Below are 19,318 nucleotides of genomic sequence, written 5' to 3' on the forward strand. Positions count from 1 at the left end.
CATCGCCTGTGCGCGGGGGTGGGTCTAAGCCCTGGCCCCTACTTCAATCACCCTTTTAGGTGATTGCACTGCAATGGTACACATTATATCCCACTCCTCCAAATAGATAAATCTCTCAGACCTCAGAGACCGCCTCCGACGGAAGGCGGACGACATACAGCAATACCTCGAGGGAGATGCTAAGCACATCGTAGGGCAGACGGCGGTTGACCACTTCCGCAAGTCCTTCGAAAACGAGGGATTTACCGACGAGCTGCTCAACCCCTGGCAGGAGGTGGAGCGACGAAAGCCGGAGAGCCCATGGTATGGTCACTCCGGAGAGACCGGGCGCTACTCCCCGGAGCGGACCAAGGCACCCATCCTCACCGGTGAGACCGGGGAGCTCAAGGAGGCGATCAGCTACACCCCGATACCCGGAGGAGCAGCCATCTACCAACGTAAGGAGGAATAAAAAAACGCCCGTCACGCAAAAAAAAGACCGCAAGGAGAGACACTTGGAGCAACCAACTAAAAGTACTACCTTTGCAGTCGCAAATGTCACCCGGACGTACGGGGTGATCATGCGTCATTATTCACACTCATTTTCATTGTTACTAGATTATGTATCTGGATACAGCTAAGAAGAAGGAAATCTTCGGTGAGTATGGTACGTCAGACCAGGACACCGGCTCAGCAGAGAGCCAGATCGCTCTCTTTACGTACCGCATCTCACACCTCACGGAGCACCTGAAGAAGCACCCGCAGGACTTCAATACCTCACGCTCCATGAAGCTCCTTATCGGTAAGCGCCGTCACCTGCTCGACTATCTGATGCGCAACGACATCGATCGCTACCGCGCCATCATCGAGAAACTACACATCCGCAGATAATCATTATCACCCAAGAGAGGGTGTCCGGGGTCAATAATCAACGAAAGTAAGATCAAAACCCCACAAAGCTTGCAAGAAGTAAAAAACTTTCTTACCTTTGCAGAGCAATAGCACGAAAGTTTTTGGTCCGTTCGTCTAACGGTTAGGACGCAAGATTCTCATTCTTGAAATAAGGGTTCGATTCCCCTACGGACTACTATTCATCCCGACTTCTTGCAGGGACACACTCTCCTAAGGGTGCAGATAGAATAATCCAATCATGGCAAATCATAAGTCAGCACTTAAGAGAATCAGACAAGCCAGCGCACGTCGCACGCGCAATCGCTACTATGGTAAGACGATGCGTAATGCAGTCCGCGACTTCCGTGCCCTTGACGATGCAGCCAAGGCAGAGGAGACTCTCCCGAAGGTCACATCACTGATTGATCGTATGGCCGGCAAGGGTCACATCCACAAGAATAAGGCTGCCAACCTGAAGCACTCCCTCGCAGAGAAGGTTAATAGCCTCAAGGGTCAGCAGGCTAACGCCTAAGAAGCCGAAGTCATCGCCCTCGAAACGATCTCGGCCCAAGCTATTTGGTCCGTTCGTCTATCGGTTAGGACGCAAGATTTTCATTCTTGAAAGATGAGTTCGACTCTCATACGGACTACATAGTATACGAGAGCTGTCAGTCACACGACTGACAGCTCTTTTTTTTGAGACTGTTGCACGAAGGCGATCTGCTGCGTTGCTTTCGGAATTCGGTCTCGGTCACGTACGTGAGTACGCTCCTTTCGGTCTCATCCTCAGCGCCTTGCATCTCATCCTTCGTGCAAAGTCTCAGCACATTTGAAACAAATATGCGAGAATGGCACTTCGTGCAACATTCTTTTATTGCTCCACACCACCGGACTTGCGGAGACCGACCGGGCAAAACCCCGGACAGAAGAGAGCACGTGCGTGCCGCACAGCAAGCCCAAGGAAATGAGGTCCTTCGCCCGAGTGGCTCTCGCTGATCTCTAATACCGATATTAGTCGCGTCTAATATCGGTATTAGACTTCACTAATATCGGTATTAGTTTGGCATCATCCTTGATCTCCTTTTTGCGAGATGACTCGGGGGATGACGCACTTGAGCTCTACAGCAAAGAAGTGATAATCCCTGTCGCTGTGCAATCCCTACTGCCGATCCCGCAGGGGCGAAACCCCATAGGGATCATCGTTTTTTAGTCCGGTGGTCGAGGCGCATAGCGCCGAAGACCCCGAGAGAGGATGCCCAGAAAGATATACGACCCCGCTAGGGTGTCGCACTTATCAGGGCGTCAGGCAAGCAGTGCGACGCCCTGACGGGGTCGCTATCGCTCTCAATGCCTGATCCCCGGGTCGTCGGGGCTGCGCCCCTCGACCCGGGGCTAAAAAGCGAGCACCCCTATCGGGGTGCTTCATTCACCACTCTTTACAATGAGTTGAATGGCTTCTGTAACGCTCAAATGCGTCACCCCGAGACGACTCGGGGGAGACAATTGGTCATATCTGGGCAATTTGGTACTTTTACCCCTAAGTATAAACGATACTCTTATCCGATCACTTATGAAATTTACAGTAGGCAGTCAGCAGCTCAGTAGCAGACTATCGATCATCAGCCGCGTGATCCCCTCCTCCGGCAAGACCGGTGGCACGTCGGCCATCATCAACGACATACTCTTTGAGATCAAGGGAGGCATCATCCGTATGACCGGGACAGACGGTGAGACGCGTCTCACCCTGTCGCTCCGCACTCAGTCGCACGAGGGCGAGGACTACACCATCTGCATCCGACCGGAGCACCTCCTGCTCCCACTCAAGGAGCTTCCTGCTCAGGACCTCACCTTCGACATTGACACAGACAATCAGCACATCAACGTCCGGTACAATAATGGTCACTTTGACTTCGTCGGACAGGACGCCACGAATTACCCCGAGGTAGAGGCGCTGGACGATCAGTCGACTGTCCTGGATCTGCCCACGAGTGTATTCAGCAGGGGACTGACCTACACCGACTATGCTGTTTCGGTGGAGGACACCAGGCCCCTCTTAGGCGGAGTGCACATTGACATCAATAAGGAGCAGATCGCATTCTCTGCCACCGACGGCTATATGATGGCGCTGTACAAAAATCGCTCTGTGCAGCTCACGGACGCTCCCGAGAGCAAGTCCTTCACGCTGCCGGGCAAGCCTGTGTCGCTGATCAAGCTCCTCTTCACTCACCGAGGCAACGACTCCACACCGGAGACGGAGGGGGCCGACAGTGAGACGGAGATCTCCTCACCGGAGCTCGAGGATACGATCCGTGTGACCGTGTATGTCAATTACGCCACCTTTGAGCGGGAGGATATGCGTCTCCAGTGTCGCCTGCTTGATGGCAAGTACCCCAATTGCGAGAGCGTCATCCCTCAGGACAATGATAAGAGCATCATCGCCGACCGATCGCAGCTGCTGGCTGCATTCAGGCGCGTCTCGATTTTTGCCAATGACGCCACCAAGCTGGTCAACTTAGTCCTGACACCCAACCAGCTGCAGCTGGATGCAAAAGACCTCGGCTACTCCACCTCGGCACAGGAGACACTGCCGGTCAACTACAGCGGTACGGAGAAGTTTGAGATCGCCTTCAGCGCCATCCACCTAATCAAGATCCTGAATATACTCCCCGGAAACGAAGTGGAGCTCCTGCTCGGAGATCGCGCTCACGCTGCCATCATCACACCACAGGAGCGGGATGAGGAGGAGACGATTATTGCCGTAGATATGCCTCTGCTGATATGAGCAAGCTTGATACCCTTCCACAGCTTCGACTGGAGCGACCGCTTGTGTTTTTCGATCTCGAGACGACCGGGACGGACCCGGCGAGGGATCGTATCGTAGAGATAGCTCTCGTCAAGGTAATGCCCGACGGGAGCAAGGAGACTTTCTCCTCTCGTGTCAACCCTCAGTGCCACATACCGGAGTCGACGACGGCAGTCCACGGTATCAGCGATGCGGACGTGGCTGAGGCGCCCACCTTTGCTGATATAGCGAAGCGAGTGGCCGGTTTCATCGAAGGGTGCGATCTTGCGGGATATAATTGCAATCGCTTTGATATGCCGATGCTGAGCGAGGAGTTTTATCGCGCAGGAGTACCGGTTGACCTGCACAGCCGCAAGGTGGTTGACGTACAGGTGATCTACCACAAGCGCGAGGCGAGGACACTCTCTGCAGCACATGAGTTTTACTGCGGCTACACCTTTGACGGAGCGCACGGAGCGCTGGCTGACACCGAGGCGACCTACAATGTCCTACGCGGTCAGCTCGCCAAGTACGACGACCTCCCCAATGATGTCGATCGTCTGGATGAGTACACCACGCAGCGCCGTGTGGTGGACTTCGCCGGGCGATTCGTCTACAACGACAGGGACGAGGTGGTCTTTAACTTCGGTAAGTATAAGGGTCGACTCGTCTCCGATGTGCTCGCAAAGGAGCCCGGCTACTTCGGCTGGATGATGAATAGCGACTTCCCGGCAGACACGAAGTTTCAGCTCCAGAAGATCAAGAAAGCCATCGACCTGAATAGCGAAAAGCCCGGTCATGCCTAACCTAAGCGGTAAGCACATCGTCCTCGGGGTCACCGGGAGCATCGCAGCCTACAAGGCTGCCTCACTGATCCGGCTCCTTGTCAAGGCAGGGGCTGAGGTGCAGGTGGTGATGACGGCAGCGGCTAAGGAATTCATCACCCCGCTCACCCTCTCCACCCTCTCCGGCCGACCGGTACTGTGCGACTTCTTTGACCACAGCGACGGCACGTGGCACAGCCATGTGGAGCTGGGGCTCTGGGCAGACCTCTTCATAGTCGCCCCGGCCACCGCCTCCACGATGGCCAAGATGGCGTATGGCATAGCTGACAATCTTCTCGTCACCTGCTACCTCGCCACACGAGGGCGGGTCTACATCGCTCCGGCAATGGACCTCGATATGTACCGCCACCCATCGACCATCGCCTCCGCTGCCCGCCTCAGAGAGATGGGGGCGACGATACTCGAGGCGGAGGAGGGAGAGCTGGCGAGCCACCTCATAGGCAAGGGTCGACTGCCCGAGCCGGAGGAGATCGTTCGCAGGATAGAGGAGGACATGGACAAGGCGACGACACTCACCGGGAAGCAGCTACTGATCACCTCGGGGCCGACGTACGAGCGGATCGACCCGGTACGATTCATAGGCAATTACTCCTCCGGACGCATGGGCAAGGCACTCGCCGAGCAGGCGATCCGGATGGGTGCGGAGGTCACCCTGGTGACCGGGCCCGCCCAGGTCCTCCCGACTCCCCACGAGAGACTGCGGGTGATCCGGGTCGAGAGTGCTGACGAGATGCTGGAGGCCTGCCGCTCAGTGACCTCGTACCAGATAGCCATCTTCTGTGCCGCCGTGGCAGACTACAAGGTGGCTCATCCCGAGGAGCAGAAGGTGAAGAGGGAGAGTCGACCCTCGATGACGATCGAGCTTGTCCCCAATCCCGACATCGCCGCACTTATGGGCAAGGAAAAGGACAAGGAGCAGATACACATCGGCTTTGCCTTAGAGACCCACCTCGACCTCGAGCAGGTGAGGGACAAGATGGAGCGGAAAAGTTTTGACCTCATCGTCGCCAATACCCTTGAGGACGAGGGGGCAGGATTTGGCACCGACACCAATCGAGTGACCCTACTTAGCCGGGATGGCTCTATCGAGCGCTCCCTACCGCTGATGGACAAGGAGCAGGTGGCACTCGAGATCCTCAACACCCTACCCCAGCTCAGCTAATCGGAGTCACTACCCACTTCTCCTTATGCAGATCTTTGCGCACCCTATTGTCCTCCTCGCCACACTCCTGATGAGCGCGGTGGCGATACCGCTCTCGGCTCAGCAGTTGGTCACGTCACGCGTAGAGGTTGACGCCTCAGCGCTGGGCTCGACAGCCGCCAAGGACGCAGAGGGGCTGAGTGAGCGGGTACGGCGATTTGCCGACGGCTTCAGCCCCGATGTCCGGCTCAGTATGACCCCCAAGGAGCCTGTGGCGGTATCGATCTACATTCGGCTCACTGCCGGGTCGGGACAGCACTTCACGGGAGACCTCACACTCACCGCCTACAGACCGATCTACGGGAGTGGGCGACAGAGTCCGCTCTTCATGGTGATGGAGCGAGAGATACCCATCTCCACAAGCGAGGCGGGGACCTACTTTCCCCTACCCGGCTCGATCCCGGAGAGCATCCTCGGGCGTCGACTCTACTACTACCTGACGGTGTTGATGCTACTCTACTACGACTCCTTTGACACCCTCGGCGGTCAGCCTTTCCTCGACCATCTGCAGCAGAGGTCAGAGCAGCTCAGTGACGCCTGGCGGGAGAGTGACGACCTGCGATCGGCTCCCCTCAGCCCGGGTCGGCTACTCCCCGAGCTGCGCACCGATGAGGGCACTCGCGGGCGAGAGCTCTACTGCCTGTACCACAGAGAGGTGCTGGATGAGCCGATGGAGTCGAGGAGCAGAGAGAGCCTCACCTACTGGCTCAAGGAGATGAATAAGCTCCGGCTCTCAATGCAGGCGCCCCGCCTGATCCAGATGATCAGCGAGACCAAGTCGGGAGAGCTGCAGCAGTGGAGCAAAGACCCTGAGGTGAGGAGTATGATAGAGGAGCTTATCCCCTGGATCAGAGAATAGAAGGAGTATATGATCACACACTTGCACATCAAGGACTTCATCCTCATAGACCACCTCGAGTGGGACCTCCGAGAGGGCTTTACCTCGATCACCGGTGAGACCGGCGCAGGTAAGTCCATCATCATCGGAGCCATCGAGCTCCTCCTCGGAGGTCGGGCAGACATCCGCAAGATGCTCCGCTCCGGTGCCTCAAAGGCGGTGGTCGAGGCCTCCTTTTGCTTAGAGGAGCGGGTGGGACTGAAGCCTATTTTTGAGAAAAACGATCTCGACTACAGCTCCACCTGCATCCTACGGCGAGAGGTACTCAAGAGCGGAAAAAGCCGAGCGTTTGTCAATGACACACCGGTATCAGCCGGCTTACTCAAGGAGATCGGTGACCACTTGGTCGACATCCACTCACAGCACCACAATAGGCTCATCGGGGACCCGGACTTCCAGCGCTCCGTGATAGACACCCTCTCGGACAACCAGGGAGAGCGAGAGGCATACGCCGAGAAGTATGTACTCTACCGGAGACTGTCCGCTCAGCTCACGTCGGAGCAGGAGCGGGTCCGCAAGCAGCGAGAGGAGGAGGACTACATCTCCTTCCAGTACAAGCAGCTGAGCGATGCCCACATCACGTCGGGCGAGGAGGCTGAGGTCCGCGAGCGGCTCACGATGGCGGAGCATGCCACAGAGATCTCCCAGCTGATGCAGGAGCTGGCAGGGCTTGACGGCTATGGTCGCGAGGAGGAGGTATCGGTGCTGTCACGCCTGCACACCCTCGCTCACGACTGCAAGGGCTTTGCCGATACTTTTGCCCCAGCAGGGGAATACGGAGAGCGACTGGAGGCGGTCTACATTGAGCTTGCCGACATCAGCAGCGATGCATCACGTCAGCTGGACGAGATCGAGATCGACCCACAGGAGGTCGCTCGGCTCCAGGAGCGGATGAACCTCCTGCAGTCTCTCATGTACAAGCACAACGTGTCGGATGGTGACGAACTAATCAAGCTCCGTGACCGGTACAAGGAGCAGCTGGACTCCATCACCTCGGCGGACGATCGCATAGAGGAGCTACGCCGAGAGGTGGAGCGTGCTCGCCGCGATGCAGCGGAGATGGCACAGCAGCTGACGAAGAGCCGGGAGCGAGGGATCAAGTCCTTCGTCCCCTCACTTATGGAGGCGATCGATGAGCTCGGCATAGCGGGTGCCTCCTTCAAGGTCAGTCTCACCAAGACCAAGGATCTGACCCCGACCGGTGAGGACGAGATCCAATTCCTCATAGCGACCAATAAGCAGACGACCCTCCAGCCGATTGATGAGATCGCCTCGGGCGGAGAGATCTCCAGGATTATGCTTGCCCTCAAGGCGATCATCGCTGAGCGGCAGATCCTCCCGACGATAATCTTCGACGAGATCGACACCGGGGTCAGCGGTCGCGCCGCCGAGAAGCTCGGGCGAATCATGAGGCGACTCAGTCGCCACCTCCAGGTGCTCTCTATCACCCACCTGCCACAGATCGCTGCACAGGCGGATCATCAGGTGGTGGTCGAGAAGGAGGAGGGCCAAGACACCTACAATACCTCTCTCCGACCCGTTGAGGGCGAGGAGCGAGTCGCGGCAATCGCTGCGATGCTGAGCGGTGCAGCTCAGACCGAGGCAGCTCTCGACAACGCCAGAGAGCTGCTGGCGCACACCGAAGACTAATCCCAAACCAATCACTTATACAAAACAATCATGTCTAAAAAAGCTATTTCTACAGAGAAGGCACCGGCAGCCATCGGTCCCTACTCACAGGCGATCTGCACCGGTGATCTGCTCTTTATCTCAGGCCAGCTGGGGCTCAACCCCGAGACCGGCAAGCTCGCCGGTGACACTGTCGAGGAGCAGTGCAGGCAGTCTTTTGCCAATATCAAGGCGATCCTTGCCGAGGCCGGTATGACGATGGACAACGTCGTCAAGTGCATCGTCTACCTGACCAATATGGGAGACTTTGCCGCTGTCAATAAGATCTATGCGGAGCAATTCGCTGCTCCTTTCCCGGCACGCTGCGCTTTCGCCGTAAGCGCGCTGCCTGCAGGAGGAGTGATCGAGATCGAGGTGACCGCAGCCAAGTAAGGCGCTCACTTTCGTACAGAAAAGGCGGGTACTGACCCTATTCCGGATCAGTACCCGCTTTTTTTGCGAAACGCGACAGCGAGACCACACACTGAGATTAGTATAATGAGAATGTTGCACGAAGTGCCATTCTCGTACATTTGTCTCAAATGTGCTGAGACTTTGCACGAAGGATGAGATGCAAGGCGCTGAGGATGAGGTCGAAGGGAGCGTACTCACGTACGTGACCGAGACCGAATTCCGAAAGCAACGCAGCAGATCGCCTTCGTGCAACAGTCTCATAATGCACTGACGGTGAAAAGCTCAGGCATAAGGACCACGCAAAGGGGCGCGATTGTGTACCTTTGTGGCTCAAAGAGCAAAAGTCATGACTGAAAATCACACCCAAGATCAATCCTCAGTCCGCCGTCAGGTGCTTGTAGTGATTGTCCTCTTCGGCATCATCAGCATGCTGGGCGACGTCGTCCACGAGTCCGCTCGGAGTGTCAATGGTCAGTACCTCAGTCTCCTCGGTGTGTCGGCGGCTCAGGTGGGGCTGGTATTCGGTCTGGGCGAGTTCATCGGCTATGCGCTCCGGCTCATCTCCGGAGTCATCCTCGACAAGAGTGGCAAGTACTGGCTCTTCCTCTTCCTCGGCTATGGGGTCCACTTCGTGATACCGCTGATGGGCTGCACCACCAGCTGGGGCGTACTCATCGTCCTGATCCTGACGGAGCGGATCGGGAAGGCCTTCCGCAGCCCGGCCAAGGACACGCTCCTCTCCGGCATCTCTGAGCGGCAGGTGGGCCTGGGCTTCGCATTTGGGCTGCAGGAGGCGCTGGACCAGCTCGGTGCCTTTCTCGGTCCACTGATCTTCACCGCAGTCTTTTACTACGCCGGTCAGAGTGGTGTGGGGGAGTTTCAGCTCGGGTACAGGCTACTGGCGATCCCCTTCGTCGTGCTGATGCTCTTCCTCGTATACGTCTGGCGGCGGGTGTCACGCTTAGAGCGTGAGCATGGCGCTGTCGCTCCGGCGGGGGCGCCGGGGAGGCTGAGCCGGATGTTCTGGATCTACTCCGCCTTCACTTTCTTCACCGCCTTTGGTCTGCTCAATTTTGGCATCATCGGCTATCACCTCAAGGTCCGGTCCATCATGTCCGACACGATGATCACGATGCTCTACGCCGGCGCCATGGGCATCGATGCCTTAGTGGCACTGCTCATCGGGCGAACCTACGACCGACTGAAGGAGCGGACCGGATCCAAGACGGGAGGCATCCTGATCCTCCTCATCGTGCCACTCCTCACCCTGCTGCTGCCGATCCTCACCCTCAGCACCTCAGTCCCGGTGGTCATCTCCGGGATGGTGGTCATGGGGGTGATCCTCGGTGCACACGAGACGGTGATGCGCTCCGCAATAGCCGACCTGACACCATACAAGAAGCGCGGACTCGGCTTCGGGCTCTTCAATACCTTCTACGGGCTGGCACTGCTTGCCGGGTCGGCTCTCAGCGGACTTCTCTACGACAAGGGGCTGACGATGGTCATCATCCTCCTCACCGCCCTCTCCGAGGGGATTGCCCTCTTCTTCTATTGGATTATGTATCGTAAGGTAAGAGCGACAGCACAGTGAGACCACTATTCCTCATAGGACTCCCCGGAGTGGGCAAGAGCACCATCGGCAGGCTCGTTGCCGAGAGACTCGGGCTGACATTTGTCGATACGGACCTCTTTGTCGAGAGCCGGTACCACGCCTCCATCTCATCAATGGTGGCTTGTTGCGGGATCGACAAGTTCCGCAAGAGAGAGCGTGTGGCTCTGCTGGAGCTGCTGCAGGAGCAGGACACCCTCATCGCCACCGGTGGGGGGCTGCCTATATGGGAGGACAATATGGACCGCATGCTCGCCCATGGGCTGGTAGTCTACCTCCGCTCGCCGCTGGACCTACTTGCCGAGAGGCTCTACAGAGTCCGAGCGACCCGACCGGCAGTGGCAGAGAAGACGCCTAGCGAGGTACGGGACTACCTCGAGGCGATCTCAGAGAAGAGAGAGCCCTACTACTCCCGAGCGCAGGTGGTGGTGCCGATTGGTCACCTGAGGAGTGCGGAGGAGGAGCGCGAGGCTGCGGAGCAGGTGATAGAGGCGATCCGACATCATATGGAGAAGGAGGATGCCTAAGATGGAGAGAAAAGAAAGTCTCGGGGCACTCCTCAGCGGCTCTGATCTCATCACGCCCGAGGAGGTGACCGAGTATATCCCGATGATGGTCCGCACGATATGGCACCAGGGTACCCCCTTTGACCTCCATACCCCGATCCGAAGAGGACTGCGGCCCTCCTCGCCCATCGGTCGTTCCCCGGCCGGCTGTGCACCCGTGGCACTGGCTCAGCTACTCACGCAAGTGGCGGTAGAGCGTGGCTCCCGAAATCCTCTCTTCCGCTCCCTTGAGCGGGTCTCCGCCCTTGATCCCAGAGTCACCTCCACCGCCTCCGAGCGAGAGATGGCAGGTCGATTTCTCTCGGAGATAGGCACCGCCCTTTGGACGATCTACACGACCGACTTTGGTCTCACCTGGCCGTGGCGTATCCGACTTCTCCTCACCCAGATGGGCTTTCATCAGGCGAGGCTCCACTGGTGGGGGCTGAGAGAAGCAATCGAGCAGAGCCTCCGAAGGGGACTGCCGGTGATCCTCACCGCCGGGAGGGAGGACCTCACCTTCCACACCTGGATCGTGGACGGACTCCTCCGCACGGAGGATGCACTCTATCTCCACTGCAACTACGGCTGGGGCGGTCGAGCCAATGGGTACTACCGCTATGGGCGATACGATGTGTCCCGAGGACCGCTCTTCCGCAGTCCAGAGGAGCAGAGACTGCCCCGCACCTCCTCGGGACGATACCACCTCCTCCCCTCCGTCATCACCCTATGAGACAAAAGAATAGTACTCTATACAGAGCTGAGGCACTGACACTTGGGACGTTTTTCTGTCTCTACGTGGCTCAGTCCATCCCCTCAAGCTTCCTCTCCACAGCACTGCAGGTGATGATGCGGGAGCAGCAGTTCTCCCTCTCCTCCATCGGGCTCCTCCAGCTGGTCAAGCTCCCGTGGATCCTGAAGTTCCTCTGGGCGCCCCTGGTGGACCGACACTGTCTGACGGTGCGGGACTACAAGCGCTGCATCATCGTCTCGGAGGTGATCTACGCCGGACTCCTCTGCGCCATAGGTCTGCTGCAGGTAAGTAGCGACATCTACCTGATCCTCGGGCTGATCATCCTAGCGCTGATCGCCTCCGGGACACAGGACATCGCCACCGACTCCCTCGCAGCGCTGAGCTACGGAGGGCGCGACAAGAGTCTCGTCAATACGATGCAGTCCTCAGGAAGCTTCGCCGGCACACTGGTCGGTAGCGGGCTGCTCTTGGTCGTCTTACACCGCTACGGCTGGCAGGTGGTCCTGCTCTGCCTGGCACTCTTCGTGCTGCTGGCACTGGTACCCTTAGGGCTGGAGCGGCAGATCATCTTTGAGAAAAAAGATCCCAAGCGACGTGCCGGGATCGGTGACTTCGCCCTTTTCTTTTCCCGTAAGGGGATCTGGCGCCAAGTGCTCTTTCTCCTACTCTTCTACTCGGGCCTGATGGCGATACTGCCTATGCTGCGTCCGTGGCTCGTGGACCAGGGGTTTGATATGGGCTCCATAGGCATCCTGAGCGGACTGCTCGGCACCGGTACCGCCTTTGTCAGCTCCCTCGCCTCGGGCTTCGTCGTTCGTCGCATCGGGATCTATCGAGCTCGGAAGTACTTCGCCACACTGATCTTGGTCGCCACACTCTACTTCCTCATACTGACGCAGGTCGAGGTCAGCACGCTCCTCGTGAGCATCGGTGTGATGCTCTTGTGGGCGGCTTACGGGAGCGCGACGGTCGTCGTCTATGTCTCCTCCATGGAGACCCTGCGTGCGGGTCGCGAGGGGACAGACTTCACCGTGCAGATCGTCATCACCCACCTCTGCGGCATGGGGATGGCGATCCTCGGCGGCGTGGTGGCAGACCATACCGGCTACAGTGGACTCTTTGCCCTTGCCGTACTGCTGGCGCACATCTCACTTTTCTATATACACCTTGTCTTTAAGAATGAAAAATAGCGATACCCTCCTCGAGAAGTACAATCAACCTGTCCCCCGTTACACCAGCTATCCGCCTGCCAATTTCTTCCACAGCATAGAGCCGAAGGAGTTCCTCGCTGCAATCGAAGCGTCCAATAGTGCCTCGGACAACCACGTCTCCTTCTACATCCACATCCCCTTCTGCCGCCAGCTCTGCCACTTCTGCGCCTGCAATTCCTACCCGATGGCTCGCCCGGATCGCATAGAGGCTTACGTGGAGGCGCTCCATAGAGAGATCGACCTGATCGCCAGACACCTCACCCCAGGACGCAAGATCTCACAGATCCACTATGGCGGCGGCAGTCCCACTGCGATACCGGTCCACTACCTCCGCGAGCTCAATGAGCACCTCCTCTCCCTCATGGAGACGATCGACCGACCGGAGATTGCGATCGAGTGCCATCCCGGCTACCTCGATGAGCATGCATGGGCAGAGCTGATTGACTGCCGCTTCAGTCGCTACAGCCTCGGGGTGCAGGACTTTGACGAGGAGGTGCTCCGGATCGTCCATCGTGAGCCCCCACTCCTCCCCGTAAGCGAGATCGTGTCGATGCTGCACGATGCAGGGGCGACGGTCAATATGGATCTCCTCTTCGGGCTGCCGCACCAGACGGCAGAGAGCTTTGCGCGGTCAGTCCGGATGGCGGCAGAGATCCATCCGGAGCGGATAGTCACCTTTAGCTACGGTCACGTGCCATGGGTGCATAAGCGGCAGCTGATCTTAGAGCGGGCAGGGCTCCCGGAGCCGGAAGAGAAGCAGGCTATGTACCACCGTGCTGCCGACATACTCCACGGTGAGGGCTATAGATCCATCGGGATGGATCACTTCGTCCTCCCATCCGATGAGCTCAGCATAGCGCTTGATGAGGGACGACTGAGACGAAATTTCCAAGGGTACTGCACCCTCAGGACCACGGCGCAGGTCTACGCTCTCGGCGTCACCGGCATCAGCCAGCTTGGCACCGCCTATGCGCAGAATGGGCGAGACATCACCGAGTACATCGACACCCTCAGTGCCGGGAGACTCTACACCGAGAGAGGCTACCTGCTCTCCCCGAGGGAGCAGATCGTCCGTGAGGTGATCGAGACGCTGATGTGTAACTACCGCCTCCGGTGGAGCGAAGTGGCTGAGCGGCTCGGCATAACTGCAGAGGAGACTATGCAGGCAGTGGTATACGACCGGGACAAGCTGCACGAGATGGCGGCTGACGGACTGATAAATCTGACCCCGGAGAGTATTGAGCTGCCTATCGGCTCGCCCTACGTGCGCTACGTGGCCGCCTCACTCGATCCCCTGATGCAGCAGACGGATAAGCGCTTCTCCAAGCCGGTGTGAGCCGGACCCTCCTCCGTGGCAACGGTGGTGATTTTTACATAACTTTGCCCTTAGACACAACCACGCATACCACCATAAAACTTATGTCAGAGTACTACATACTGAACGGATCTGAGCAACAAGGACCATACACCATCGACCAACTCAGAGGGAGGCTGACCCCACAGACCTATGTATGGAGAGAGGGACTTGCCGACTGGATCCAGGCGAGCAACCTCCCTGAGCTCTCCGCTGTACTCCTACCCGAGGGATCCGTGCCGGCGTCCGGCGTCGTCAAGCACAAGGACTATCTCGTGGAGTCGATCATAGTGACCCTCCTCTGCTGCCTGGTCTTCGGGATCCTTGGGATCGTCTACTCCGTGCAGGCCAATAGTGCCTTCTCGAGCGGAAATATCACCGCAGCCAACGAATTCTCCGCCAAGGCCAAGCAGTGGGTCACCTACGGCTTCTGGTGCGGCATTGCCGTAGCCGGGATCTCCCTATTCTTCTTTATGGTTGGTGTCGCCTAAGGCATATCCATGAGCTGAGATGCGCCCCTGTATCAGGTATCTCCTCATAGTGCTGACGCTTGTGGCGGCAGCTGTCGGTTACAAATGTCTTGACCCATCCGTGGTGCCGATCTTCCCGAGGTGTCCCTTTCGGCTCCTGACGGGGTACCTCTGCCCCGGCTGCGGTTCGCAGCGGGCTATCCACCATTTGCTCAATCTCGACCTCGCCGGTGCCTGGCGGATGAATCCCCTCTTCGTCATCGCCCTACCCTCCCTCCCCCTCGTGCTGCTCCTCAAGCCGCTCTCGCACCGCTCCCCTCGCTGCGCCCAGCTCAGGGACCTGCTCCTGGGCTACCACGCATCGGTCGTGATCCTGGTGGTGATCCTGCTCTTCTGGGTTGGCCGCAATATAGTGGCGTAGCCATCAGACTCTTGGCTTACGTTGGCACGGATACGAGCAGGGCTGGCGGCACTCCATCGGCAGTGCTTTTTTGTGCCAAAGAGTAGGAAAAAAGTGGTACGTTTGGGGAAGTCATCCCATACAAAGAATGCATTATGAGTGAAAAGAAAACGATTAAGCTCGTCGCTCGCGCTGAGGGCGAGACCGAGTGCCGCACGGAGATCAAGGTGCGGAAGTTCACCTTTCGCACCGATGAGCCGACCGATGAAGGCGGGACCGATGAGGCTGCCAATCCGGTCGAGGTACTCCTCGGCGCCCTCGCCGGCTGCGTCAATGTCGTCGCACACCGAGCTGCAGAGCGCATCGGCATTGAGCTCCGGAGCCTTCGGCTGACTGTCATCGGTGAGCTGGAGCCTGAGCTGGGACCGGCGATCCGGAGGATCAACATCCGGATGGAGGCGGATCTCGACGCCGACGCCGACCAGAAGCGCCGCTGGCTGGAGATGACCGAAGCGCACTGCCCCATCGCCCAGACACTCATCCGGGGCACCGAAGTGCATCTCGACCTGATCAAGAAGCAAAGGGACATCTGCTGCTGAGAGAGCCCTTTTTGCCCTCCGACATCATCCATACCCTCTTGTTACTATCGGTATGAGCGGAAACAGACACCCTCTTAGTCCGATCTTATACCGGTAAAGAAAGTTGGTCTGTCCTCGCCTGCCGTGCTCTCAAAGCAGGGCAAGGGGTGTGGGCGATTATTGGTACCTTTGACCTTGGTAAAATAGAACTCAAAGCTATATATGACTCACACGGTAAAAGGGTCCGCTCACAAGGAGCAGGACATGGAGCCCGAAGTAGTGCTCGACTTTAGTACCCTCAAGTGGCAGGGAGCGCGTCTGGAGCCGATCAAGGAGCACTTGGTCAATCACATCGACCTTATCTCTAAGTCACCCGGCGACAGCAGCACCCGCATCGCCCGGCTACTCTCCCGACGATTAGAGATCGACGAGGACGAGTTGCTCATCACCGATGGCGGTGATGGAGCCGTGCGGCTGATCGCTGATGCACACCGAGGAGCTTGCTCGCTGATCCTCCCACCCACCGGGATGGAGTTTCGGCAAGCACTGCACCACGCCGGTCATGAGGTAAGGGAAGCCCCGGAGGGGACCCCGCTGGCAGACTTGGTCACAGAAGGGGTCGACTTCGTCTGGCTCTCTGTACCGAGTAACCCGGACGGCAAGGTCTACCGTCACAGAGACCTCCTCACGCTCCTCAAGAAGCATCCCGACACGACGATCATCGTCGACCTCTCTATGCGTAAGTATGTCCTCGAGGAGACGCTGAAGGTGTCGGACATCCAGAAGTACCCCAACCTCGTGGTGCTCTCCTCCTTCTCCCGCGCCTACAACCTCGCCGGGCTCTGCGTCGGCTACATCTGCGCCAGGCCCGACTTCATCAATGGGCTCAGGGAGGACTACGTCCCGACCGGGATCAGTTCGCTCGCGCTGGAGGCTGTCCACTACGTGCTTGTGCACCCCGCATCATTCACGATCCCCATCCGTAAGTGGCTGAGGGATGCTCGACTGCTCGCCAAGGAGATCGACAAGATCGAGGGCTTCGAGAGCAAGCTCAGCGATGCCCCCTTCTTCCTCGTAGAGTGCAGCAGTCCCGCTCAGCAGGTGGCGGAGTATCTGCTCAAGGAGCACCATATCCTCGTCGGCACAGCAGCCAAGGGGATCGACATACACGGCAACGAGCTGCGCATCGCCCCCCTCCCCCATCAGGCGGAGAATGATGCCCTCATCGAGGGACTCAGAGGCTGGGCTGAGGCAGACCACGCGACGCTCTGATGCGACGACACTGACCTGATCATGAGTGTACACCCCGACCGTAAGGCGAGAGACCTTGGGCGGATAGGGGTGTACACTCTTTTTTTAGTTTTACACCCCATACCATAGAGACCATGAGACACCCGGCGATCACTTTCACCCTCCTTCTCCTCATCCTATCGAGCTGTCATCTCGGTGGGGGCAAGTCCTCCGACTACCCGGCCCTGCTCCCGATGCCCGAGGAGGTGGTCTGGCAGGATGGCGGTGTGGTGCCGCTCACGAAGGGACACACGATCGTCCTCCCCTCGGCGGATGAGCGCTATCGCATACTCGTCGAAGGACTCAATGCAGACCTCAGCAAGACGGGTCTGCCCACCCTGGAGCTCACCCCGGAGTACACCTACGGCTCGGTCATCTGCACGATTGACGCCAAGGAGCTGACCACCCCCGGGGCCTACACCCTCTCCGTCAAGCGTGGCGGCATCCGGATCACTGCTGCCGATGAGGATGGCATCGGCTATGCCCTGCAGACGCTCCGCCAACTGATCCTGCCCTCCGGCATCCCGACGGTGGAGATCAAGGACAAGCCTCGGCTCGAGTATCGCGGACTGATGCTGGACGAGAGCCGCCACTTCTTCGGTGTGGAGGAGGTGAAGAAGTTGCTCGACGAGATGCAGCGGTACAAGCTCAATCGCCTCCACTGGCACCTCACCGATGCCGGTGGCTGGCGCTTAGAGATCAAGAGCCGCCCACTCCTCACTGAGCGAACCGCCTATCGCACCGAGAGCGACTGGGTGAAGTGGTGGATAGAGGGCGACCGGCGCTATGCAAAGGAGGGGACACCCGGTGCCTACGGAGGGTACTACACGCAGGAGCAGGCACGAGAGATCGTTGCCTACGCTGCCGCCCGAGGGATCACGGTGATCCCGGAGATCGAGATGCCGGGACACAGCGAGGAGGTGCTGCATGCCTACCCGGTGCTGAGCTGCAGCGGGAGAGCTCGGCGTGGGGAGAGTGACTTCTGCATCGGGAACCCGATGAGTTACGAGTTTCTCCGCGACGTGCTGAGCGAGGTGTACGACATCTTCCCCTCCGCCTACATCCACCTTGGCGGGGACGAGGCGGGCAAGCAGGCATGGAAGAGCTGCCCCAAGTGTCGCGAGGTGATGCGCCGTGCGAAGCTCAAGGACGTGGATGAGCTGCAGAGCTACTTCATCCACCGCATGGGCGAGATGATTGAGAAGGACGGCCGACACTTCATCGGCTGGGACGAGATCCTCGAGGGAGGCTTGGCTCCCGGGGCGATCGTTATGTCCTGGAGAGGTATGGAGGGCGGTCTCCGGGCTGCCCGCAGCGGGCATCAGGTGATCATGACCCCCAGCCCGCAGTGCTACCTCGACTACTATCAGGAGGACCCTCTCTCGGTGGACTATGAGAGCAACGAGGGCTACTGCGATCTCGCCCAGACCTACGCCCTTGACCCGGTGCCTGAGGAGCTTACCCCTGAGGAGTGTACCCTCGTTAAAGGGGTGCAGGGGAATATGTGGACGGAGTATGTCAAGACGAGTGAAGCTCTTGAGTACAAGATCTTCCCCCGCCTCCTCGCCATCGCTGAGATCGGCTGGACACCGCAGGAGAAGCGGTCGTGGGAGGACTTCCGCATACGTGTCAATCGGCACATCCCCCTGCTCCACGAGCGGGACATACGGGCATATGATCTGACGAATGGGCTTCGGTCCGAGACCGAGGTCGATCGGGATGCCGGTCTCACCCGTGTCCGCTGGACCACGGAGCTATATCCCTGCGAGATGAGATACCGAGTCGATGGCAAGGTGCCCGAGATGAGCGACCCGCAAATACGGGAGGACGAGACGATCGAGGTGCGGGACAGCGCTGACATCGTCGTCCGGCAGTTCTGCAACGGTGAGCCGGTAGGCGATCCCGTCACGCTCCGGGTGGACCACCACCGCGCCATCGGCAAGCCGATCCGGTGGGAGACGCCCGTGGAGGGCAAGTACAGCGGGGGAGGATTTGAGACCGTCCTGACGGACGGCTACCGCGGGTCGGTCTCCTTTGGCGACGGACGCTGGTACGGCAACATCGTCACCCCATCCAATATCGGCATACTCGACATGGGCGAGGAGACACTGATCAGTAAGGTCTCCACCCGCTGCATGCACAATACCATCCCCGGGATCTACGCCCCCGAGTGGGTGGAGCTCTCCGTCAGCAGCGATGGCGAGGAGTGGACGGTGGTGGATCGCATCAAGTCGACGCTCGACCCGGCGGACCGGAAGCTCCACTTCGAGACCTTCACCTTCTACCCCCACACCACCTGCCGCTACCTCCGGATCCGGTATGAGGAGGCGCAGCGCGGGAGATTCCTCTTTGCCGATGAGCTGGTGGTCTGGTAAGAGAAGCGTGCAAAGAGAGTACCCTAGATTCCGCAAGCTGAGTTAGGAGCAAAA

The 19,318-nt window shown here is 58.6% G+C and carries 19 protein-coding genes and 2 tRNA genes; all 21 read left to right on the forward strand.

Annotated features, from left to right (window positions below; translation table 11 throughout):
* The first annotated feature begins 274 nt into the window (after positions 1 to 274).
* On the forward strand, positions 275 to 451 hold the full coding sequence (locus tag HMPREF2890_RS09115; protein ID WP_168160438.1) for a hypothetical protein: 177 nt from the start codon (positions 275 to 277) through the stop codon (positions 449 to 451).
* 149 nt (positions 452 to 600) lie between these two features.
* Positions 601 to 870: a 30S ribosomal protein S15 gene (gene rpsO / locus HMPREF2890_RS07850; protein WP_070467351.1), complete on the forward strand. Its 270-nt coding sequence runs from the start codon at positions 601 to 603 to the stop codon at positions 868 to 870.
* 124 nt (positions 871 to 994) lie between these two features.
* Positions 995 to 1,066 (forward strand) — tRNA-Glu (locus tag HMPREF2890_RS07855).
* A gap of 63 nt (positions 1,067 to 1,129) precedes the next feature.
* On the forward strand, positions 1,130 to 1,402 hold the full coding sequence (gene rpsT / locus HMPREF2890_RS07860) for a 30S ribosomal protein S20 (protein WP_070467353.1): 273 nt from the start codon (positions 1,130 to 1,132) through the stop codon (positions 1,400 to 1,402).
* A 46-nt stretch (positions 1,403 to 1,448) separates the two neighbouring features.
* Positions 1,449 to 1,520, forward strand: a tRNA-Glu gene (locus HMPREF2890_RS07865).
* A gap of 920 nt (positions 1,521 to 2,440) precedes the next feature.
* A complete protein-coding gene (dnaN, locus tag HMPREF2890_RS07870) occupies positions 2,441 to 3,652 on the forward strand; it encodes a DNA polymerase III subunit beta (RefSeq protein WP_070467355.1) in 1,212 nt (403 codons plus the stop codon).
* Entirely contained in the window at positions 3,649 to 4,458 is an 810-nt protein-coding gene (locus tag HMPREF2890_RS07875) for an exonuclease domain-containing protein (protein WP_070467357.1), read from the forward strand. Before dnaN ends, HMPREF2890_RS07875 begins: the two co-directional genes overlap by 4 nt.
* Positions 4,451 to 5,659 (forward strand): bifunctional phosphopantothenoylcysteine decarboxylase/phosphopantothenate--cysteine ligase CoaBC, encoded by a 1,209-nt coding sequence (gene coaBC / locus HMPREF2890_RS07880; RefSeq protein ID WP_070467359.1) that lies wholly within the window; start codon positions 4,451 to 4,453, stop codon positions 5,657 to 5,659. The genes HMPREF2890_RS07875 and coaBC overlap by 8 nt, the downstream gene beginning before the upstream one ends.
* 25 nt (positions 5,660 to 5,684) lie before the next feature.
* A complete protein-coding gene (locus HMPREF2890_RS07885; protein ID WP_070467361.1) occupies positions 5,685 to 6,557 on the forward strand; it encodes a type IX secretion component PorD family protein in 873 nt (290 codons plus the stop codon).
* Positions 6,558 to 6,566: 9 nt separating this feature from the next.
* Positions 6,567 to 8,246, forward strand: a complete 1,680-nt coding sequence (gene recN, locus HMPREF2890_RS07890; protein WP_070467363.1) for a DNA repair protein RecN — start codon at positions 6,567 to 6,569, stop codon at positions 8,244 to 8,246.
* Positions 8,247 to 8,276: 30 nt separating this feature from the next.
* The gene (locus tag HMPREF2890_RS07895) at positions 8,277 to 8,657 is read left to right on the forward strand and encodes a RidA family protein (protein WP_070467365.1); all 381 of its coding nucleotides are present in this window, start codon (positions 8,277 to 8,279) and stop codon (positions 8,655 to 8,657) included.
* Positions 8,658 to 9,024: 367 nt separating this feature from the next.
* Complete coding sequence (locus tag HMPREF2890_RS07900; RefSeq protein ID WP_070467368.1) at positions 9,025 to 10,269, forward strand: MFS transporter; 1,245 nt, start codon at positions 9,025 to 9,027, stop codon at positions 10,267 to 10,269.
* A complete protein-coding gene (locus HMPREF2890_RS07905) occupies positions 10,266 to 10,814 on the forward strand; it encodes a shikimate kinase (RefSeq protein ID WP_070467370.1) in 549 nt (182 codons plus the stop codon). Before HMPREF2890_RS07900 ends, HMPREF2890_RS07905 begins: the two co-directional genes overlap by 4 nt.
* Position 10,815: 1 nt before the next feature.
* A complete protein-coding gene (locus HMPREF2890_RS07910; protein ID WP_168160439.1) occupies positions 10,816 to 11,565 on the forward strand; it encodes a C10 family peptidase in 750 nt (249 codons plus the stop codon).
* Positions 11,562 to 12,776: an MFS transporter gene (locus HMPREF2890_RS07915; protein WP_070467375.1), complete on the forward strand. Its 1,215-nt coding sequence runs from the start codon at positions 11,562 to 11,564 to the stop codon at positions 12,774 to 12,776. The genes HMPREF2890_RS07910 and HMPREF2890_RS07915 overlap by 4 nt, the downstream gene beginning before the upstream one ends.
* Positions 12,766 to 14,133, forward strand: coding sequence for an oxygen-independent coproporphyrinogen III oxidase (gene hemN / locus HMPREF2890_RS07920; protein WP_070467378.1), 1,368 nt, complete (start codon positions 12,766 to 12,768; stop codon positions 14,131 to 14,133). Before HMPREF2890_RS07915 ends, hemN begins: the two co-directional genes overlap by 11 nt.
* A gap of 83 nt (positions 14,134 to 14,216) precedes the next feature.
* Positions 14,217 to 14,642, forward strand: coding sequence for a CD225/dispanin family protein (locus HMPREF2890_RS07925; RefSeq protein WP_070467380.1), 426 nt, complete (start codon positions 14,217 to 14,219; stop codon positions 14,640 to 14,642).
* A gap of 19 nt (positions 14,643 to 14,661) precedes the next feature.
* The gene (locus HMPREF2890_RS07930; protein ID WP_070467382.1) at positions 14,662 to 15,042 is read left to right on the forward strand and encodes a DUF2752 domain-containing protein; all 381 of its coding nucleotides are present in this window, start codon (positions 14,662 to 14,664) and stop codon (positions 15,040 to 15,042) included.
* A 134-nt stretch (positions 15,043 to 15,176) separates the two neighbouring features.
* The gene (locus HMPREF2890_RS07935) at positions 15,177 to 15,620 is read left to right on the forward strand and encodes an OsmC family protein (protein ID WP_070467384.1); all 444 of its coding nucleotides are present in this window, start codon (positions 15,177 to 15,179) and stop codon (positions 15,618 to 15,620) included.
* Between the two features lie 201 nt (positions 15,621 to 15,821).
* A complete protein-coding gene (locus HMPREF2890_RS07940) occupies positions 15,822 to 16,871 on the forward strand; it encodes an aminotransferase class I/II-fold pyridoxal phosphate-dependent enzyme (RefSeq protein ID WP_083289903.1) in 1,050 nt (349 codons plus the stop codon).
* A gap of 113 nt (positions 16,872 to 16,984) precedes the next feature.
* Complete coding sequence (locus tag HMPREF2890_RS07945) at positions 16,985 to 19,264, forward strand: glycoside hydrolase family 20 protein (protein WP_070467387.1); 2,280 nt, start codon at positions 16,985 to 16,987, stop codon at positions 19,262 to 19,264.
* The last annotated feature ends 54 nt before the right edge of the window (positions 19,265 to 19,318 follow it).

This window comes from Porphyromonas sp. HMSC065F10, assembly GCF_001808555.1.
Lineage (GTDB): Bacteria > Bacteroidota > Bacteroidia > Bacteroidales > Porphyromonadaceae > Porphyromonas_A.

Bases quoted from the DNA above. Each gene is read 5' to 3' on its own strand.
- rpsO (WP_070467351.1), top strand. From the start codon at position 601: ATGTATCTGGATACAGCTAAGAAGAAGGAAATCTTCGGTGAGTATGGT.
- rpsT (WP_070467353.1), top strand. From the start codon at position 1,130: ATGGCAAATCATAAGTCAGCACTTAAGAGAATCAGACAAGCCAGCGCA.
- dnaN (WP_070467355.1), top strand. From the start codon at position 2,441: ATGAAATTTACAGTAGGCAGTCAGCAGCTCAGTAGCAGACTATCGATC.
- HMPREF2890_RS07875 (WP_070467357.1), top strand. From the start codon at position 3,649: ATGAGCAAGCTTGATACCCTTCCACAGCTTCGACTGGAGCGACCGCTT.
- coaBC (WP_070467359.1), top strand. From the start codon at position 4,451: ATGCCTAACCTAAGCGGTAAGCACATCGTCCTCGGGGTCACCGGGAGC.
- HMPREF2890_RS07885 (WP_070467361.1), top strand. From the start codon at position 5,685: ATGCAGATCTTTGCGCACCCTATTGTCCTCCTCGCCACACTCCTGATG.
- recN (WP_070467363.1), top strand. From the start codon at position 6,567: ATGATCACACACTTGCACATCAAGGACTTCATCCTCATAGACCACCTC.
- HMPREF2890_RS07895 (WP_070467365.1), top strand. From the start codon at position 8,277: ATGTCTAAAAAAGCTATTTCTACAGAGAAGGCACCGGCAGCCATCGGT.
- HMPREF2890_RS07900 (WP_070467368.1), top strand. From the start codon at position 9,025: ATGACTGAAAATCACACCCAAGATCAATCCTCAGTCCGCCGTCAGGTG.
- HMPREF2890_RS07910 (WP_168160439.1), top strand. From the start codon at position 10,816: ATGGAGAGAAAAGAAAGTCTCGGGGCACTCCTCAGCGGCTCTGATCTC.
- HMPREF2890_RS07915 (WP_070467375.1), top strand. From the start codon at position 11,562: ATGAGACAAAAGAATAGTACTCTATACAGAGCTGAGGCACTGACACTT.
- hemN (WP_070467378.1), top strand. From the start codon at position 12,766: ATGAAAAATAGCGATACCCTCCTCGAGAAGTACAATCAACCTGTCCCC.
- HMPREF2890_RS07925 (WP_070467380.1), top strand. From the start codon at position 14,217: ATGTCAGAGTACTACATACTGAACGGATCTGAGCAACAAGGACCATAC.
- HMPREF2890_RS07930 (WP_070467382.1), top strand. From the start codon at position 14,662: ATGCGCCCCTGTATCAGGTATCTCCTCATAGTGCTGACGCTTGTGGCG.
- HMPREF2890_RS07935 (WP_070467384.1), top strand. From the start codon at position 15,177: ATGAGTGAAAAGAAAACGATTAAGCTCGTCGCTCGCGCTGAGGGCGAG.
- HMPREF2890_RS07940 (WP_083289903.1), top strand. From the start codon at position 15,822: ATGACTCACACGGTAAAAGGGTCCGCTCACAAGGAGCAGGACATGGAG.
- HMPREF2890_RS07945 (WP_070467387.1), top strand. From the start codon at position 16,985: ATGAGACACCCGGCGATCACTTTCACCCTCCTTCTCCTCATCCTATCG.